17 protein-coding genes and 1 pseudogene are annotated in these 18,193 nt (G+C 36.8%); 9 read left to right on the top strand and 9 right to left on the bottom strand.

Going from position 1 to position 18,193, the window contains the following annotated elements:
- Positions 1 to 126 precede the first annotated feature (126 nt).
- The 6 genes from Q0V26_RS00840 (at position 127) to uhpC (ending at position 6,987) form a co-directional block, all read left to right on the top strand.
- Entirely contained in the window at positions 127 to 1,791 is a 1,665-nt protein-coding gene (locus tag Q0V26_RS00840) for a L,D-transpeptidase family protein (protein ID WP_297474889.1), read from the top strand.
- A gap of 201 nt (positions 1,792 to 1,992) precedes the next feature.
- The gene (locus Q0V26_RS00835) at positions 1,993 to 2,547 is read left to right on the top strand and encodes a YcbK family protein (protein WP_297474886.1); all 555 of its coding nucleotides are present in this window, start codon (positions 1,993 to 1,995) and stop codon (positions 2,545 to 2,547) included.
- 79 nt (positions 2,548 to 2,626) lie between these two features.
- Positions 2,627 to 3,280 carry an MBL fold metallo-hydrolase gene (locus Q0V26_RS00830; protein ID WP_297474884.1) on the top strand — a complete coding sequence of 218 codons (654 nt, stop codon included), beginning with the start codon at positions 2,627 to 2,629 and terminating at the stop codon, positions 3,278 to 3,280.
- A gap of 209 nt (positions 3,281 to 3,489) precedes the next feature.
- Positions 3,490 to 4,098 (top strand): response regulator, encoded by a 609-nt coding sequence (locus tag Q0V26_RS00825; protein WP_297474882.1) that lies wholly within the window; start codon positions 3,490 to 3,492, stop codon positions 4,096 to 4,098.
- Entirely contained in the window at positions 4,098 to 5,654 is a 1,557-nt protein-coding gene (gene uhpB, locus Q0V26_RS00820) for a signal transduction histidine-protein kinase/phosphatase UhpB (protein WP_297474880.1), read from the top strand. The genes Q0V26_RS00825 and uhpB overlap by 1 nt, the downstream gene beginning before the upstream one ends.
- Before the next feature lie 37 nt (positions 5,655 to 5,691).
- Complete coding sequence (gene uhpC, locus Q0V26_RS00815) at positions 5,692 to 6,987, top strand: MFS transporter family glucose-6-phosphate receptor UhpC (protein ID WP_297474878.1); 1,296 nt, start codon at positions 5,692 to 5,694, stop codon at positions 6,985 to 6,987.
- A gap of 2 nt (positions 6,988 to 6,989) precedes the next feature.
- On the opposite strand, the gene Q0V26_RS00810 is transcribed toward uhpC, so the two are convergent.
- Positions 6,990 to 7,652: a DUF2982 domain-containing protein gene (locus tag Q0V26_RS00810; protein WP_297474876.1), complete on the bottom strand. Its 663-nt coding sequence runs from the start codon at positions 7,650 to 7,652 to the stop codon at positions 6,990 to 6,992.
- 290 nt (positions 7,653 to 7,942) lie between these two features.
- Between Q0V26_RS00810 and Q0V26_RS00805 the strand changes: the two genes are divergently transcribed.
- Both Q0V26_RS00805 and Q0V26_RS00800 read left to right on the top strand, forming a co-directional pair.
- On the top strand, positions 7,943 to 8,323 hold the full coding sequence (locus Q0V26_RS00805) for a MarR family transcriptional regulator (protein WP_297474874.1): 381 nt from the start codon (positions 7,943 to 7,945) through the stop codon (positions 8,321 to 8,323).
- 207 nt (positions 8,324 to 8,530) lie between these two features.
- Positions 8,531 to 8,836, top strand: a complete 306-nt coding sequence (locus Q0V26_RS00800) for a hypothetical protein (protein WP_080156643.1) — start codon at positions 8,531 to 8,533, stop codon at positions 8,834 to 8,836.
- Positions 8,837 to 8,914: 78 nt separating this feature from the next.
- Here Q0V26_RS00800 and Q0V26_RS00795 read toward each other — a convergent pair whose 3' ends face one another.
- The 6 genes from Q0V26_RS00795 to queE form a co-directional block, all read right to left on the bottom strand.
- Positions 8,915 to 10,105, bottom strand: a complete 1,191-nt coding sequence (locus tag Q0V26_RS00795) for an amino acid aminotransferase (protein WP_363316445.1) — start codon at positions 10,103 to 10,105, stop codon at positions 8,915 to 8,917.
- 177 nt (positions 10,106 to 10,282) lie between these two features.
- Positions 10,283 to 10,993 (bottom strand): GGDEF domain-containing protein, encoded by a 711-nt coding sequence (locus Q0V26_RS00790; RefSeq protein WP_297474869.1) that lies wholly within the window; start codon positions 10,991 to 10,993, stop codon positions 10,283 to 10,285.
- Positions 10,994 to 11,092: 99 nt separating this feature from the next.
- A complete protein-coding gene (locus tag Q0V26_RS00785; protein WP_297474867.1) occupies positions 11,093 to 11,569 on the bottom strand; it encodes a hypothetical protein in 477 nt (158 codons plus the stop codon).
- Positions 11,570 to 11,740: 171 nt separating this feature from the next.
- Entirely contained in the window at positions 11,741 to 13,042 is a 1,302-nt protein-coding gene (locus Q0V26_RS00780) for a GGDEF domain-containing protein (RefSeq protein ID WP_297474865.1), read from the bottom strand.
- A gap of 197 nt (positions 13,043 to 13,239) precedes the next feature.
- Positions 13,240 to 14,640: an asparagine--tRNA ligase gene (gene asnS / locus Q0V26_RS00775; RefSeq protein ID WP_080156639.1), complete on the bottom strand. Its 1,401-nt coding sequence runs from the start codon at positions 14,638 to 14,640 to the stop codon at positions 13,240 to 13,242.
- A gap of 263 nt (positions 14,641 to 14,903) precedes the next feature.
- Positions 14,904 to 15,584, bottom strand: coding sequence for a 7-carboxy-7-deazaguanine synthase QueE (gene queE / locus Q0V26_RS00770; RefSeq protein ID WP_162841595.1), 681 nt, complete (start codon positions 15,582 to 15,584; stop codon positions 14,904 to 14,906).
- Positions 15,585 to 15,858: 274 nt separating this feature from the next.
- Between queE and Q0V26_RS00765 the strand changes: the two genes are divergently transcribed.
- Positions 15,859 to 17,073, top strand: a complete 1,215-nt coding sequence (locus Q0V26_RS00765) for an ROK family protein (protein ID WP_297474857.1) — start codon at positions 15,859 to 15,861, stop codon at positions 17,071 to 17,073.
- Here the strand turns inward: Q0V26_RS00765 and Q0V26_RS00760 are convergent.
- Positions 17,070 to 17,972, bottom strand: coding sequence for a LysR family transcriptional regulator (locus tag Q0V26_RS00760; RefSeq protein WP_297474855.1), 903 nt, complete (start codon positions 17,970 to 17,972; stop codon positions 17,070 to 17,072). The two genes, Q0V26_RS00765 and Q0V26_RS00760, sit on opposite strands and share 4 nt — an antisense overlap.
- A gap of 143 nt (positions 17,973 to 18,115) precedes the next feature.
- Positions 18,116 to 18,193: pseudogene (locus Q0V26_RS00755) on the bottom strand (lactate utilization protein C); the annotation flags it as partial.

Below are 18,193 nucleotides of genomic sequence, written 5' to 3'. Positions count from 1 at the left end.
ATAAATTGTTATTCTAAAAGTTGAATAATATTTGTATTTCTAAGATTTGCGAATATGTTTTTATTCTATATTTAATCATCGAGTATAGTTTTACTTCCATGCTGAACGTGGGGATCGGGGTATTTAATGATATCTATTAAGAATGCTTTTTCTATTGTCATATTAGTATTTATCTGTTTTTCTTTACAAGTACCATATGCCTATTCTCAACCACTTGGAGATAATCGTGAACATACCTTGTTAAATATAAATAACACATCATTCTCATTGGTAACTATCGATAAACCGATAAATATGCTTAATAGTGCCCAACGATGGGTTGCAGATGCTAATGCAAATAAAGTACGTCTTAAATATTCTTCAATATTAGTTGAATTATATTTATCAACCGGATTTCGTCAATTTTGGGAGGACCAACAAGTAATCAATGATTTTATAGATCAACTTCGTATTCTTAGTCTATCTGAAACAAATAAAGAATTAACCGCTAGATACCATTTATTGATTCAATTACAACAACAAAGAAATTGGCAACAATATGATGTTATAGCAACAGATACCTTATTAATATATATCAGTTTTATTGAACAGTTACATGGTAAAGGTAAACTGTGGTTGTTTGGTGAAGCCGCTCCTTCAACACTACCGCGACCTAGTCATGTAGCTATTGAAAATATGCTTGATAATTATGAGAATCATCGTTTTAACCAATTTATTGTTCGCTTAAAACCACAGCTTTTAGAATATAATCAATTAGTCGCATCAATCAATAAATTGGATTCTCAACATACATTCCGTTGGCCTGTATTAAGGTTTAATGGCAAGGTTGATCCAGGGAAAAATATTACCTTTATACCTAGTTTACTTACAGTACTTGAACGATTAGGTGATATTTCATCCCTTGAAGCTAAGCGTTATCAGCAGCAGTATAAATCACTATATACTGGTATGCTGGTGCTGGCGATAAAACGCTTCCAAGCTAGGCATGGCTTAAAACGTGACGGTGTTATTGGCCCGCAAACTCAAAAATGGTTAGCGTTAAATCCAACTCAACGTGTACGGTTATTGGCGTTAAATGCGCAACGGTTACGGTTGTGGTCGACCAGCCTTTATACGGGTATTGTAGTGAATATTCCTAGCTATTATATGAAGTTATGGCTGAATGGTCGTTGGGTTATGAGCAGCAAAGTGATTGTTGGTAAGCCATCGCGCCAAACCCCAATTTTTAACTCTGTGGTTAATTCTGTGGTCTTTAATCCTTATTGGAATGTACCTAATTCAATTATGAAGAAAGATATATTGCCGAAGGTGAAGCGTAGCCGGAGTTATTTGAAACGGCATAATTATGAAGTTATTCGTAGTTGGAGTAGTTCTGAAAAAATAAATATAAATTCAATCCCTTATTATTTATTTTCGCCGAATAAATTCCCATACCGCTTACGCCAAAAACCAGGTAAAAAAAATGCGCTAGGTTTATATAAATTTAACATTCCCAATAACCAAGCTATTTACCTGCATGATACATCATACCCAGGATTATTTAATAAGCATGATCGTGCACTGAGCTCTGGTTGTGTACGTGTGCTGGAATCAAAATCATTGGCTTTGGCATTATTACAATATTCAGGAAAAAATGAATCTCAATTTAACACATTTTCTAAAAGTAAAAAAACGCGCACAGTTAGACTTAATAAAAGTAAAAAAGTTCCAGTAGAAATTATTTATCAAACGGCATGGGTTAATGATGAAGGCGCGGTCAATTACCGTTTTGATATTTATGAATATGACTAATGACAACAAATAATGTGCTATTAATTTCTTCTTACAATAATAATTTCGTGTAAGTTAATGATATTTAAAAATAGATTTATCAATTTGATATTATGTGACTTGTGTATTTGACTGCTTAATTAACTGAAGATAATGTTTTGCAACATTGGTATATGAATTGCTTTAGCAATAGATAACATTATTTTTTTGGTTGTGTAAGTTATGTCAAATTTAGATATTAGTCGCCGTAAATTTTTAACATTAAGTGGAATCGCTGTTGGTGCATGTATGTTTCCTAATATTGCTCAAGCAAGTTCTTTTCAAGCAACAACACCTCGAACAATGTTATTGCGCAATTTGCATACAGGTGAAGAATTAGAAACGAAGTACTTTAATGGTAAAACGTATGTGGGAAAAGAAGTTCGACGCTTAGATCATCTTTGCCGTGATTTCCGTCAAAATGAAATTGCTCGTATAGATCGTCGTTTATATGATGCTATTGCACAAATTCAATCTTACCTTGGTCATGAAGGTTATGCGCAATTATTTTCAGGTTATCGCTCATCTAAAACCAATAAGATGCTAGCAAAACGTGGTGGTGTTGCAAAGAAGAGCTATCATATGAAAGCGCAGGCTATTGATTTTAATCTTGAAGGTGTGCCTTTAGCTAAAATACGTAAGGCTGCGTTAGATTTAAACATTGGTGGCGTTGGTTATTATCCAAATAGTCAATTTGTTCATATTGATACTGGCCCCGTCCGTAATTGGAGAGGGTAGTTTATTGTTGTGTCATCTGTATTTTTAAGGATATTCGTGGCATGCTTCGCTAAATAGTGTCTTCGTTTAGGAAGTATGAATGAGTCTTCAATATAAAATAGTACCAGTAACACCGTTTCAACAAAATTGTTCTATTATCTGGTGTGATGAAACACATCAAGCTGCGATTATTGATCCCGGTGGTGATATTGAACAACTTCAAAAAGAAGTGGCAGCATTGGGTGTTAATGTTACTCAATTATTACTTACCCATGGGCATTTAGATCATGTGGGTGGCGCAGAACCTCTTTCTCAGATTCTTGAGGTTCCGGTGATTGGTCCGCAACAAGATGATGAATTTTGGCTACAAGGTTTACCTCGTCAAAGCGAAATGTTTGGCCTTCCAATGACAGAAGCATTTTCGCCAACTCAATGGCTTAATGATGGCGACATGGTAACTGTTGGTAATCAAACGTTACAAGTGTTCCATACTCCAGGTCATACGCCTGGGCATGTAATTTTTTACAGTGCGAATGCGAAAGTCGCATTTGTCGGAGACGTATTATTTAAAGGGGGTATCGGTCGTACTGATTTCCCTCAAGGTAATCACCCAACATTGATTACTTCGATTAAAACTAAGCTGTGGCCTTTAGGTAATGACGTAACGTTTGTTCCTGGTCATGGCCCTCTCTCTACTTTTGGCCATGAGCGAGTGACTAACCCGTTCGTAGCCGACGAAATGCCACTATATTAAACCAACTGTATGACTTGACGGTTAGTTACACAGTACAGATAGACTAACTTAATAACCACTGGTGATTTTATTGGCAGTGGTTTTTGCGTTTTTCAAAACCAAATAAACATTTAATGGGCTAGAGCTTGCATGAATTTATTTCAAACGGTACTTTATGTCGATTAAGACTTCTTTTGTTGTTTTTTTAATGCTTATGGGTATGTCTCGTTATGATTACAATCGCTTTAGTTGATGATCATGTCATTGTCCGTTCTGGTTTTGCTCAATTATTATCGTTAGAACCAGATATGAAAGTTATTAACCAATTTAGTTCGGCACAAGAAGCGCGTAATGGCTTAGCTAAGCAAGCTGTTGATGTCTGTATTATTGATATTTCAATGCCAAATGAAAGTGGTTTAACCTTGCTTGAAGATTTAGCCAATAGTGCGGGTTGTATTATGTTAAGTGTACATGATTCAGCAACAGTGATAAATAAAGCATTAACAACGGGCGCAAAAGGGTATCTAAGTAAGCGCTGTAGCCCTGATGAACTTGTTCAAGCAGTACGAAAAGTTGCAAATGGCGAATCTTATTTAGCATCTGATATCGAAATGCAATTAGAAACCACAGATCCTTACCAACAATCTATTGCATGTTTAACCAAACGTGAGCGCCAAATCAGTGAAATGTTGGCTGCTGGATTAGATGTTAAAGCCGTTGCAGTTGAATTAGGGTTAAGCCATAAAACTGTTCATGTGCATCGTGCGAATGCAATGGACAAACTTAATGTGAATAATAATGTTGAGTTAGTTAAATATTTTCCGCTAGAAATATTGTAATGCGTCATTATGTACTGACGTCATTAGGCGGGGGATTATTTTTTATTTGTAGCTGGTTTTGCTTGTGGGTTATTGCTTTTTATTTTCTTGTTGATCCAGCTTTAGCCATTCTATTTTTTCCTTTCGCATTGAGATTAGGAATAACACTACATACCGCTAGCCGCTATTGGATTGTCATTTATGGCACTGAATGGGGGCTAATATTATTATTAGCAAAAGCACTGAATGATTTACCATGGTGGCCAATTTTAATTGCAAGTATTTTATCATGGCCCGTATTGTCGTTTGCTCGCCGTTATTATTATGGCGATCAATGGCGGCAGTTATTCATTATGGCGGCGGTTATTGTCTCTACTGCAGTGATTAATGTTGTTATGGTGATGGGATTTCGCTCCATCGTTCAACTACCGCTATCACCAATGGGTATGATCTTTCTAATCTGCGTCACTGGCGGATTAATGCTAGTGCCTACGTGTTATTTATTATGGAGTTTCTTGTTTAATCGGTCATGGATTCCACTTACCGTCGCTCTCATTTCTAAGCCATTAGAATTACGTCACCGTGATCTGTGTTTATATGCCTTACTTTTTATTGCTAATATATTATTACAAGTAAATTTGCCTGATGAACTTAGTCGTTTTGCCCCTTTTTGCTTAGCCATACCTATTATTGTGCTTGCCTTTCGCCATGGGTGGCAAGGTGCATTACTTGGAACATTGCTCAATAGTATTGCGTTAATTGCGGCTCGAAGTGATGTCAGTAATATGGAAATTACAGATTTATTATTATCACTCTCTGCACAAAGTTTAACGGGAATTCTTTTAGGTCTTGGTATTCAACGGCAACGAGATCTTAATACCAAATTATCATCAGAGCTAGGTCGAAATCAGGTTTTATCGCGTCAATTAATTAAGACAGAAGAGTCTGTTCGACGAGATGTGGCTAGAGAATTACATGATGAAATAGGTCAAAATATTACCGCGATCAGAATGCAAGCCAGCATTTTGAAACGGGTGGAGTTAACGCCGGTTACTCAGCAATGCTCGTCGACCATTGAGCAATTATCGCTTAATATTTATGACACAACCAAAGGCTTATTATCACGGTTACGTCCAAAAACATTAGATGATCTTGGTTTAGCTAAAGCTGTAGAGCAAGTTGTGTGTGACTTGAAACTAGAAGACAAAGGGATTGAGGTTGCTATGGCATGGGGGCGTCATCAGCCACCATTGTGTGATACGACAAGTGTAACGCTATACCGTATCTGCCAAGAAGCATTGAATAATATTGCTAAATATTCACATGCCACAGAAGTTATTATTGAATTACAAATTGATCAACAAATTAGATTACAAATTGAAGATAACGGGGTTGGATTTAAAGCCGAAGATGCTTTTAAAGGCTTCGGTCTTCGAGGCATTCGTGAGCGGGTTGAAATTCTAGGGGGGCAGTGTTCGATAGTCAGCCATCACCGTGATAGTTTCCAAGAAAATACCCCACAAAAACAAATTACAGATACGGGGACGACATTAGTCATCATCTTACCTTTAACATAATGATAATTTTTAACTCCTTTATATAATCAGGTACCACATGACCGTATTATTAGATTCAACCGTTGATCAACGCTATAAATATTGGCGGCTGCATATCATGATCAGCATGTATATTGGTTATGCGGGATTTTATTTAACCCGTAAAAATTTCACTTATGCTATGCCAACCATGATTGCTGATTTAGGCTGGGATAAAGCCGATATTGGTATGATGGGTACGTTATTCTATCTGACGTATGGCTGTTCAAAATTTATTTCAGGCATGATATCAGACCGCTCTAACCCTCGTTATTTTATGGGAATAGGGTTAATTGCGACGGGTATTATAAATATCTGTTTTGGTTTCTCCAGCTCAGTCGTTGCGTTTACGTTATTGTGGATAGCGAATGCATGGTTTCAAGGGTGGGGGTGGCCCGCTTGTTCTAAGTTATTAACAACGTGGTATTCACGCTCTGAACGTGGCTTATGGTGGTCATGTTGGAATACTGCACATAATGTTGGTGGAGCATTTATTCCATTGCTGGTGGGTTTTTTAACCATGCATTATGGCTGGCGCTACGGTTTTTTTATTCCAGGTATTATTGCTATTGTGATTGGTATTGGCCTCTGTTGGCGTTTACGAAATAAACCGACGGCGATGGGGCTACCTAGTGTTGGTTTATGGCGTAATGATTATTTAGAAGTTGCCCAAGAAAATGAAGGCATTGGCCTTACCCAACGACAAGTTTTATTTAAGTATGTCTTAACCAATAAGTATTTGTGGCTACTCGCGGTAAGTTATGTGCTGGTTTATATCGTTCGAACAGCGATCAATGACTGGGGTAATATTTATCTGACGGAACAACATCATTATAGTTTGCTGTCTGCAAATGGAGCGTTATCACTTTTTGAAGTGGGTGGGTTGTTAGGATCACTGGTGGGTGGGTGGGGCTCAGATAAATTATTTGGTGGTAACCGTGGTCCAATGATCCTGCTTTTTTCTATGGGCATCTTTTTGGCGGTTGCTGCGTTGTGGTTAATGCCTGTCACTAATTATAGTTTGCAAGCAGGCTGTTTTTTTGCAATTGGCTTTTTTGTTTTTGGTCCGCAAATGCTAATTGGTATGGCTGCCGCAGAGTGTTCTCATAAAGATTCAGTCGGCGCAGCAACAGGTTTTGTTGGCTTATTTGCCTATATGGGAGCTGCATTAGCGGGGTATCCATTGGCTATTATTATGAATCATTATCATTGGACAGGCTTTTTTGTTGTTATTTCCGTCGCTGCGGCATTCATTGGGTTGTTGTTATTGCCTTTCCTTAAAGCTCAAAAGGTTACTACTGTTGTTTCATCATGAAATTAAGCGGCAGCTTTATAGCGACGTAATAGGCCAATAAAATCGTTTACTGGGCGATCAAGCACATCATCTGCAATAAAAAAATCAAACCCTAGTAATTCTCGATTATAACGCATTCGATTGGCAAGCATTGCTTGAAGTCCTTGAAATTGTTCACCGCTACTGGTTATAAATGGATCATCATCAAATAATATATCTTCAAGTTGATGGGTTGGGTGAGCGCTGTGCTTAAGTTCCATGACCAGTAAAATACGTTGTTCTAGTAACAGTCTAGATGTAACGCGTGGGCAGATAGTACGAATAAAATCATCATAACTTTTTAAACGAATGCCAATCCAAGGTAAGGGAAGATGCCATCCATCTGATGACAGTGTCACGTTCCCTATATGTTGAATATTATGCCATGTTGTTGACCAACCCCCATAGTGGCTATGAAATTGGCAATGCATAAAGGTCAATGTGAAACTCATGGTCGATGGATTGAAGAAGGTGGCAGTAAATAGCAAAATACACCCAAATGATATAGCGATCATCAAGAGGCTTATTGTTGGTAATTGAGTATTAAAATAACTTAATAAAGCAAAAGTGAGAGTGGTAAATATTATTGTTATCCAGATAAAATGTTTTGTGGTTAGTTTTTCCGTATGAATATGAAGCGTTTCCATCACAGCCTCCTAAACCATTCAAACGACGATGATGATGTTATTATCGCGATCAAATATATATTATAGATGTATTTGTCTAAAAAAGAATTCCGATGAAAATGATGCACACTTTTACTAAAAATGCGTCCAAATTCGCAATTATTTGATGTTCGTTTGTGAGTGTTTATATTTATCGGCGGATAAATAACCGTTTACTGGTAATTGTTACATAACCTTGGTATAAAACGCGCTCACTTTTTCTCGATGAAAATAGTGGAGATTGAAAAGTAGTGTAACGGAGTAAAGAAGTAATGAGAATTTCTCACAAACGTAATGTTCAACGTAAACTGCATAAACAGAAACCTCTTTTAAGTAATACAGTCTTAGCAGTTCAAAAGATGCCAGAAGTTGAATTAGTTATTGATACGGAAGTCGTCACTGAAGCTATTATTTCTAAGCCAACGACTGTGTCTAAGCCAATTGCAACGCTGACACCTAAGCAACAACAAGTATTAGATATTGTTGTAAGCCACACTGACGGTTTAAATCCAAAGGGGATTGGTTTACAAGCGGGTCAAGATGAGGCTAAAGCGGCTTCTTGGGCTACTGGTGCGTTAAAAAAACTAACAGAAGAAGGGTTAGTTGAGCGCATCCAATTGGCAGGGAATAAAGTGTTATATAAGGCACTTTAAGAGATGCTAATCCCGCTTCTCTTTAAGAAGCGGGGATTTCTTCGTTTGATTATGATTTTCCTCCTCTTTTATCCCCTTATCACAACTATTGTCTATACTATTATTATCTTTAAGACATAAAACCGACACTTTTTTTTTACTCTGCTATAACTATAAACAAGGAGAGTAATTCTCAAGGAGTACGCAGAATTCGGAGAAACTGATCTTATGACAATGATAAGTGCAAAGGAATTTTCTGGTTGGCTACTTGAACGATTTGCAGATGAAACACAGGGAGTATCCCTTAGTCGCGAAGATATTAATATGTTAACAGGGAGGCAAAGTTTTTCTCTCGGTTATATTCATGATATACATTATGAAGTGATGCGGCATGGAATGGCGTTTGTAACAGATACCACAAGAGAAATGTTTTATCTTGTACCAATATCAGAACGGCCTTGGCGTAAGCAATTAGAGAAGCATTATGAACATGATCTTTATTGTAATGTATTACCATTGAATAAATCAGGCTAATAATATTTCTATCATATAATAGTAAAAAAAGAGGATAATTATCCTCTTTTTTTATGGGTATAGTTTATTTTTTATACATTACAAAACGGCAGCAATACCTTGGCATAGCGGTAACATATTTGATGTTGTCATGCCTGCAACACTGATACGGCCAGAGCCTACAATATAGATAGCAAACTCTTCTTTGAGGCGATTTACTTGGTCTTTATTAAGGCCTGAAAATGAGAACATACCATTTTGACGCTCAATGAAGCTAAAGTCGGTATCAACACCGCATTGTTTTAGTGTTGCTACAAATAATACGCGCATTTCTTGAATACGATCGCGCATTTCTGTAACTTCTTGTTCCCATTCAGTACGTAATACAGCATCGTTTAAAATCTGGGTCACAATAGCTGCGCCGTGAGCGGGGGGATTAGAGTAAATAACACGTGCAATAGATTTTACTTGGCTGAATGAAGTCACTGCTTGTTCAGCGTTTTTTGCAACTAAAGTAAATGCACCTACACGCTCATTATAAAGGCCAAAGTTTTTAGAGAATGAGCTAGCTACGAGGAGTTCTGGCATTTGATCGGCAAAGATACGCAGCCCTTGTGCATCTTCTTCAACACCTTGAGCAAAGCCTTGGTAAGCAAAGTCAAACATTGGCAGTAATTGTTTCTCTAGGCAGAGCTTAGCCAGTGTTTGCCATTGCTGATTAGTTGGATCTATACCTGTTGGGTTATGGCAACAGCCGTGGAATAAAACGACATCGCCTGGATTTGCTTGGTTTAAATCAACAATCATGGCATCAAAATCGATATCTTTTGTTTGTGCGTTATAGTAACTGTACGTGTTCGTTTCTAGACCTGCTGCACCAAAGACACCGTGATGGTTTGCCCATGTAGGATTACTGATCCAAACCGTAACATCCCCTAACTGACGTTTAATAAATTCAGCTGCAACGCGTAATGCTCCAGTACCGCCTGGTGCTTGTGCTGTTTGAACTCGTTTTTCTGCAATAAGTGTAGAATCTGCACCAAAGAGTAGTTGCTGTACTGCTAAGCCATATTCAGGGGTGCCTGGAATGCCTAAATAAGATTTTGTTGTTTCTTGTGCTAATAGAATCGCTTCTGCTTTTTTTACTGTAGCTAAAACAGGCGTATTGCCTGCTTCATTTTTATAAATACCCACGCCGAGGTTAATTTTATGTGTTCTAGGATCAGCTTTAAATTCATCTGTTAAACCGAGAATAGGGTCTGCGGGTGCTGCTGTAATCTTTTCAAACATATCGATCATCCATGGGTAGTTAAAGAGTTATGACCCTATTTATACCCTTAGTGATAGAAGTTTGACAAGAGGGTGTAACAAATTTATGAATTTATAATTATGTTTTGTTATTGCACGCCTATGATCTTTAGCCCAACAACTATGGGCTATTTTGTATAGAATCAATTTAATTGTTATCTAAACAATGGTAGCTTGATTACGGCCATTGTTTTTAGAATGATAAAGCGCCTGATCTGCTGCTTTATAGGCCTCATTAAAATGTATATCACTTGTACTAATTCCACCAATAGAAATCGTAATATTTATATCTAATATTGGACACCAAGAAATTGAGTCACATATCTTCTGGGCTTTTATTGTTAGTTGTTCTTTATTCATCTTTGGAAACAATAATATAAATTCTTCCCCTCCCCAACGAATTGCAATATCTTGTTTACGGATACAATTATTAATACGTTTAGTGACAGTGCGAATAACTTCATCTCCAATTTCATGGCCATAGGTGTCATTTACATTTTTGAAGTGATCAATGTCGATAATCAATAAATTAAAGTTTTTCTGATTAATTAATTTACTTTCATAGTAGTCACGGCGATAAAATCGGGTCATTTGGTCGTAGCGTAAAATGAATTTTTTCTTCGCAATTACTTGTGTTAATGAATGATATAAAATCATTAATAAAAGAGAGGGTAAAAAAGTGGCTTTTAAAAGAGTATAGAAATTGATTCCCAAGTTAATCGGATCAACTGTTGAGCATGGTAATAATTCACTTGTGCGGTAAATATTATTATTCTCCATGCTAATAATTGTCATCTTGTTATTATTAAATTTAGTTAGGGTGTTTTTAAAAGCAGAGTTATTAATATCTATTGCTAAAAGAGAATCCAATTTTTTATTATTATAGATTGGATAATAAATAGTACGAATTATTTTATTAGTTCCTGGCTCTTTATATATATCTGTTAACTTGATATTGCAGCCATAAAATTAACGATAAGTATCCATCAAGTCTTCATTTTTAACGATAGTATTAATAGCTGTTTTATCATAGCCTTTTAAATAAGCAGGTCTCAGAGGATCAAAGTGTGAATAATCTGATGCGGTTTCAAAAACCGCCACTGTCCATATATTATTATTAGTCAGTTGATTGATTTTTGAACGTAATTTGGTGATTCCCGTCGATAATATCTTAGCATTGGTTGCTGTCTTGACGACAACAGAGACACCATTAAAAACGTATGTTCCTTTATTTAAGGCAACAGTCTCCGTATTATTATAAAATGACCCAAATCGGCGAGCAACAGAATAAACATTATTTAATGTAGTAATATACATATTTTGTAGTTTTTCAATATTGTATATATTATAAATAAAATATGTACTAGAACAGATCATGAAGAATAAAGTAAAAAGCTTTAAGTGAATTAATGTTTTTTTTAAAAAACTATTTACAGTTATAGTCATTACTATCCATAGATATTAGAATGTGACACTGCATTTTATATATTCCTGTTACTGATTAAAGTGAAACATATATATCGTTACCATAAGTTATTTTTATTAAATATAATATATTCCTTATGGGTATTTTGCAGTCAGTGAACTGACATCTATCCTTTTGTTTTATGTTAGTTTTTAGATAATAGTATACTGATTTCTTCCATTATTTTTTGACTGATAGAGCGCTTTATCTGCTGCTTTATAAGCATCGTTAAAGTGTATGTTTTTATGTGATATACCACCAATTGATACCGTAATGTTAAGTCCTAATATGGGTGTTGATGCAATCGATTGACATATTTTTTTTGCTTTAAAGTATAACTGTTGGCGGTGCATTTCAGGGAAGTAAATAATAAATTCTTCCCCTCCCCAACGAATGGGAATATCTTTCTTACTTATACAGTTACTAATACGTTTTGCGATATGACGTATTACATCATCGCCCATTTCATGGCCATAGGTATCATTTATTTTTTTAAAATAGTCTATGTCTATAATTAATAGATTAATAGCTCGTTGTTTTAATAATTTTTTTTCATAATAATCACGACGATAAAATTCAGTCATATGATCACGCTGAATAGCATGTCTTTTTCTGATAAGATAGATCTGGAGATAGTTAGATAAAAAGCTTAATATTAAAGTAGGGAAAAAAGCCATTTTTAAAATAGAAAATAAATTAATACCAATATGGATTGGATTTAATTGTGAGCAAGGTAATAATTCTTTTATTTTATATATATTACCTTTTTTATTAGAGTTGAGTACGGTTAAATAACTTGCATTATAACGTTGCAAGCATTTAGTAAGAATATTATTTTTTATATCAATTGCAACTAATGCATCAAGATGTTTATTGTTATAGATAGGGTAGTAAAGGGTTCTAATTTTAGTCTTTGAATCGGTTTCAGTATAGGTTTCGGTTAGTTTGAGATTACACCCGTAAAATGATTGATAAGTATTAGCGAGGCCTTCTCGTTGAATTATACGGTGCATGACTGAATTTTCACCATATTTATCAAACTGAGTTAAATATTCGGGTCTGATGGGATCAAAATGGGCGTAATCAGCTGGATTTTCAAATACGGCAATAGTCCATATATTATTATTGGTAAGTCTATTTAATTGTGAACGTAATTTTTCTATGCCACTAGAGAGGGTCTTGACTTTACTTGCAGTATTAACAATTAATGAAACATTATTTGTTTTATAATGATTCTCAGATTTGTATACCTCTGGGGTATTATTGTAATAGGAACCAAAACGACGAGTATATGAATATACGTCTTGAATTTTTGCAATATAATGTTGGCTAAATTTTTCAAGATGATAAATATTATAAATAAGATAAAAACTGGAGAATGCGAAAAAAAATAAGGAAAAAGTTTTCAATACGAGAATGGGGCGCTTATTAGTATCCTTATGTTTTTTTTTCATGATCATGAGAGACTTAGTTATATGTATTCTTTTTATGAATTATCTAAGTGAATTTAATCCATTTTTCTCATCAATACAATCCTTATAAGTTATTATCAGGAATTAAGCATAAATATTACTTGTCCGGACTGTATTTATTCTGAATTTAAAGAAAAAACCATCCGAAGATGGTTTTTTCGATTAATTACACTGGGTATTTAGAAGTTTGCAGAACGTGGTGTACGTGGGAATGGAATTACGTCACGGATATTGCTCATGCCCGTTACGTAAGATACTAGGCGTTCAAAGCCTAGACCAAAACCTGAGTGTGGTACTGAACCATAACGACGTAAATCACGGTACCAACCCATACTTTCAGGATTTAGACCCATTTCAATCATACGTGCATCAAGTTGTTCTAAGCGCTCTTCACGCTGTGAACCACCGATGATTTCACCGATACCAGGTGCAAGTACATCCATTGCTGCAACCGTTTTTCCATCTTCGTTCATGCGCATGTAGAACGCTTTGATGTCTTTTGGATAGTTCTTCACAATTACTGGTGCTTTGAAGTGCTGCTCAGCAAGGAAACGCTCGTGCTCAGAAGACATATCAATGCCCCACTCAACATCGTTCTCAAACTGACGGCCAGAATCTTGAAGGATCTTGATTGCATCAGTGTAGTCTACTTGTGCAAAATCAGACGTTACAAATTGCTCTAGACGAGTGATAACGTCTTTATCAATGCGAGAAGCAAAGAATTCAAGATCGTCACGACGCTCTTCAAGTACTGATTTAAATACATATTTCAGCATATCTTCAGCTAGTTTTGCTACATCATTTAGATCAGCAAAAGCTACTTCAGGCTCAACCATCCAGAATTCAGCTAGGTGACGACTAGTGTTTGAGTTTTCAGCACGGAAAGTTGGACCAAATGTGTATACTTTGCTTAGTGCGCAGGCATAAGTTTCAGCATTTAATTGACCAGATACAGTCAGAAATGTTTCTTTGCCAAAGAAGTCTTTGTCAAAATCCACTTCGCCTTTGTCTGTCATTGGTAGGTTTGCCATATCTAGCGTAGACACACGGAACATTTCACCAGCACCTTCACAGTCAGACGCTGTGATAAGTGGTGCAGACATCCAAATGAAGCCTTGCTCATGGTAGAAACGGTGAATAGCTTGAGACAGGCAGTTACGAACACGTGCAACTGCACCAATTACGTTAGTACGTGGGCGTAGGTGTGCAACTTCACGTAAATACTCAATAGAGTGACGTGTTTTAGCCATTGGGTATGTTTCTGCATCTTCTACCCAGCCAACAACTTTAACGGCTGTTGCTGCTAATTCGAAATCTTGACCTTTAGCAGGAGAGGCAACAATTGTACCTGTGACTTCAACAGAGCAACCAGTTGTTAATTTAAGAACTTCTTCCTGGTAATTATTTAACTCATTAGAGACCACGGCCTGAATCGGGTCGAAACAAGAGCCGTCATAAATGGCAAGGAAAGAAATTCCAGCTTTGGAATCACGACGTGAGCGAACCCAACCGCGAACAGTGACTTCACTGTCTATAGCTAGTTTGCCGCTTAATACGTCTGTTACAGGCGCGTAAGTCATGTTTAAGTTATTCTCCGTTTAGGCACTTCACTTTGGAATTAAAGTATTACGTGCTTAAAGATATCGTTGTATAAGTAATATTACCTTTCTTACGTCAAGCATCAAGCATTGATCTCATTAGATTGATAAATTGATGTGGGAAAGTGGGATTTTACACAGAAGGTTGGTTAAGAAATGATCATTTTAGCAATGATAAGCAAATACTCTCTTATCATTGCATTGTTATTCTTTGATGCTATAGCATGAGATGTAAGTGCTGAGGATTAAGCAATCGCTAAATATTTATGGGTTTGGATCGATAAACGCCAATTACGCGCGATGCATGTTGAAATGCAGAGTTCTGTTGCTCGTGGTTTTTGACTGATGGGTTGAAGTGCTATTGTGACATCAGTACGCAATGTTACTGGCGCTAATAAAGTCTCTAATTGTTCTATGTCTTTATGAGTGCCAACGGGATGTTTGATCTCATTTGCACGTGCTAACGCCGAAGATAATACCGGCAATTTTGCTTTCATATTGATTTTAGGTGATACCGTTACCCACGTCTGGTCACTGGTTAATATTTCTGAAGTACCACTGGTTTCAATTTGGCAGTTAAAGCCCGCTTTTTCTAAAGCCGTTGTTAGTGGACGTAGATCATAAATACATGGTTCTCCACCGGTGATCACCACATGTTTGGCGGTATAGCCTTGATCAACTAATAGATTAACGATGCCATTCGCATCGAGTTGGGTCCAAAGTGGAGAATCTTCTGTTTTAATCATGATACGTTCAACGCTGACTAAATCTTCAGTTTCAGCTGTCCATGTCTGTTTGGTGTCACACCATGAGCAACCAACAGGGCAGACTTGTAAACGAACAAAAATAGCAGGAACACCAGTGAATACACCTTCACCTTGAATCGTTTCGAAGACTTCATTAATTTTGTACACGCAGAACCTCATACTTCTCTTATCGCTACTTTTGGATATCATAATCTAGCTGCTACCAGTGAATGACGTTTAGCAAAAGCACGGAGGAGATTAAATTTACTCATTGAATTTATACTTGGCGAAATGCCGATTTATCATTATGTCAGAAGCGAAAGCGGAAGTCTTTAGGGATTCCTCGTGACGGCTGTCACGTCCTGAGTACAAGAGACTTCACAATTACTTCGCAAAGTAAAAAAATTGAAAATCGAATGATATTTATCGCTGTTTTTCCTCTAGGAGTATCGACATGTATGTCGCTCAGCCAGGTCATATTGATCATATAAAAAGAAATAATGCCGGGAGCGTATATAAACTTATTGATCTGTACGGACCTATTTCGCGGATTGAATTATCTAAACGTAGTCAATTAGCGCCAGCTAGTATTACTAAGATTACGCGTGAATTAATTGAAGCACATTTAATAAAAGAAACACAATATCAAGAATCTACCAGTCGTGGACGACCTGCGATAGGACTTGTTCCGGCTAATGAAGGTTGGCAATTTTTGTCGATTCGATTAGGACGTGGTTATTTAACGATCGCTTTACACTCATTGAGTGGTGATATTTTAGTGGAAGAACGTCAAAATATTAATCAAGTTGAGCAAGATGATGTTGTCATCAAATTATTAACAGAAATTAATACATTTTTTGCCAATCATGTCAGTGCACTTGATCGTATTTCAGCCATTGCAATTTCGCTGCCTGGATTAGTGAATGCAGCTGATGGTATTGTTTTACAAATGCCGCATTACACTATCAAAGACCTACCGTTAAGCGATATTATTCATCAAGCAACAGGATTACCTGTATTTGTTGGTAATGATACTCGTTCATGGGCGTTAGCCGAAAAGTTGTTTGGTAATTCACGTGGTATTTCAAACTCGATTCTAGTCTCTGTGCACAATGGTGTAGGGGCCGGCATTATTTTAGATGATACGGTGCTGCAAGGCCGTACTGGTAATATTGGTGAGCTGGGTCATATTCAGGTTAAACCTTATGGTAAGCGCTGTTTTTGCGGTAATCATGGTTGTTTAGAAACGGTAGCAAGCTTAACTGCCGTTTTAGATCAAACCTTAACCCGTTTACAAGAAGGGCACCCATCGGTATTAACGGCATCAACTCTGACTATTGAGGCACTTTGTGATGCAGCGGTCGCGGGCGATTCTCTTGCTCGTCAAATTATTATCGATCTGGGGCATCACCTCGGCCAAGCAATAGCGATTATGGTGAACTTATTTAATCCTCAGCGTATTTTAATTGGTGGTGAATTAAATCGTGCTAAATCGGTGTTATACCCCGCGATAATGGAGTGTGTTATTTCTCAAACATTGCCTATTTATAATCGTGATCTCGAACTTCAAGAAAGCCGCTTTTATACTCAAGCTACGATGCCTGGTGCAGCATTGGTAAAACAAGCTCTTTATGATGGGCATTTATTGATGAAATTAATCGATGGTTAAAATTGTTCTTTAATTTCCATATAACTTTCTCGAATATGTTCAATCAGTGCCTGAATACGTTTGGCTGGTTTTCGAGTGTAGGGATAGACCGCATAAATACCGACGACTTTTCCAGCATGTGAGGCTAAAACTTCAATCAATTGGCCTTGTTGTAATTCGTTATAAACTAAACAGGTAGGTAAGTAGGCAATTCCGTTACCGGCTAGTGCGACTTTTTTCAATGATGCGGCATTATCTGATGAAAAGTTACCACTGACTTTATGGGTATAGATTTTATTTTGACGAATAAATTGCCAGTCAAAAGGACCTGAGCTTTGAGGGTTATAACCTAAGCAATTATGGCTATTTAATGCTTTAGGTGTTTCAGGTATACCATGTTGTTCCAAATAAGCTGGTGAAGCACAGATAACCCAACGTGAATTAAAAATATGACGTGCAATAAGGCTTGAATCTTCTAGATAACCCGTACGGATCACCAGATCATAATTATTAGCAACCAGATCAACAAAATGATTGTTAAGTGACATATCAACCGTTAAGCCTGGGTGTTTTTGACAAAATGTAGAGACAGCATTAGCCAGTACTAATTCACCTGAAATAGTGGGGACTGACATGCGAATTTTGCCTGATAGCGCTTCACTATAACCTGTTACTGAGTCAAAAGCAGTTTGCGCTATATTACTGATACTCTTTGCTCGATGATAAAGTACTTCACCCGGTTCAGTTAGCGTCAGCTTACGAGTAGTACGGTAAATAAGTTGTAACCCTAAGCTGGTTTCGAGTTTACTGATACGTTTACTGACAACAGATTTGGTGATGTTATTTAGTTCAGCAACTTTACTGAATGAACCATGATCAATCACTTGAGTAAAAAGAACGAGATCATCAATAGCAGGCATGTCAATATTCCAATAGTGGGATTATAGCGAATTATACGCAAAAAAAACGCAGTTCGATAACTGCGTTTTTTCATATTCCCGTTATAAGTGCTTAACCACTAGCATCCTGCTAGTTTGTTTATCACTATTGGTGATAGGTAAAATTACATATCATCAATAATGATGTAGGTGGCAAAGACGGGCCCATGCACACCAACAACCTTGATCAGCTCGATATCTGC

This window comes from uncultured Photobacterium sp. (assembly GCF_947039875.1).
In the GTDB taxonomy this organism is placed as follows: Bacteria; Pseudomonadota; Gammaproteobacteria; order Enterobacterales; family Vibrionaceae; genus Photobacterium.
This window is presented reverse-complemented; position numbering and strand designations above follow the sequence as displayed.

Bases quoted from the DNA above. Each gene is read 5' to 3' on its own strand.
- Q0V26_RS00780 (WP_297474865.1), bottom strand. From the start codon at position 13,042: ATGAAAAAAAAACATAAGGATACTAATAAGCGCCCCATTCTCGTATTG.
- Q0V26_RS00785 (WP_297474867.1), bottom strand. From the start codon at position 11,569: ATGACTATAACTGTAAATAGTTTTTTAAAAAAAACATTAATTCACTTA.
- Q0V26_RS00810 (WP_297474876.1), bottom strand. From the start codon at position 7,652: ATGGAAACGCTTCATATTCATACGGAAAAACTAACCACAAAACATTTT.
- uhpC (WP_297474878.1), top strand. From the start codon at position 5,692: ATGACCGTATTATTAGATTCAACCGTTGATCAACGCTATAAATATTGG.
- Q0V26_RS00805 (WP_297474874.1), top strand. From the start codon at position 7,943: ATGAGAATTTCTCACAAACGTAATGTTCAACGTAAACTGCATAAACAG.
- uhpB (WP_297474880.1), top strand. From the start codon at position 4,098: ATGCGTCATTATGTACTGACGTCATTAGGCGGGGGATTATTTTTTATT.
- Q0V26_RS00830 (WP_297474884.1), top strand. From the start codon at position 2,627: ATGAGTCTTCAATATAAAATAGTACCAGTAACACCGTTTCAACAAAAT.
- Q0V26_RS00765 (WP_297474857.1), top strand. From the start codon at position 15,859: ATGTATGTCGCTCAGCCAGGTCATATTGATCATATAAAAAGAAATAAT.
- Q0V26_RS00795 (WP_363316445.1), bottom strand. From the start codon at position 10,105: ATGTTTGAAAAGATTACAGCAGCACCCGCAGACCCTATTCTCGGTTTA.
- queE (WP_162841595.1), bottom strand. From the start codon at position 15,584: ATGAGGTTCTGCGTGTACAAAATTAATGAAGTCTTCGAAACGATTCAA.
- Q0V26_RS00800 (WP_080156643.1), top strand. From the start codon at position 8,531: ATGACAATGATAAGTGCAAAGGAATTTTCTGGTTGGCTACTTGAACGA.
- Q0V26_RS00840 (WP_297474889.1), top strand. From the start codon at position 127: ATGATATCTATTAAGAATGCTTTTTCTATTGTCATATTAGTATTTATC.
- Q0V26_RS00825 (WP_297474882.1), top strand. From the start codon at position 3,490: ATGATTACAATCGCTTTAGTTGATGATCATGTCATTGTCCGTTCTGGT.
- asnS (WP_080156639.1), bottom strand. From the start codon at position 14,640: ATGACTTACGCGCCTGTAACAGACGTATTAAGCGGCAAACTAGCTATA.
- Q0V26_RS00760 (WP_297474855.1), bottom strand. From the start codon at position 17,972: ATGCCTGCTATTGATGATCTCGTTCTTTTTACTCAAGTGATTGATCAT.
- Q0V26_RS00835 (WP_297474886.1), top strand. From the start codon at position 1,993: ATGTCAAATTTAGATATTAGTCGCCGTAAATTTTTAACATTAAGTGGA.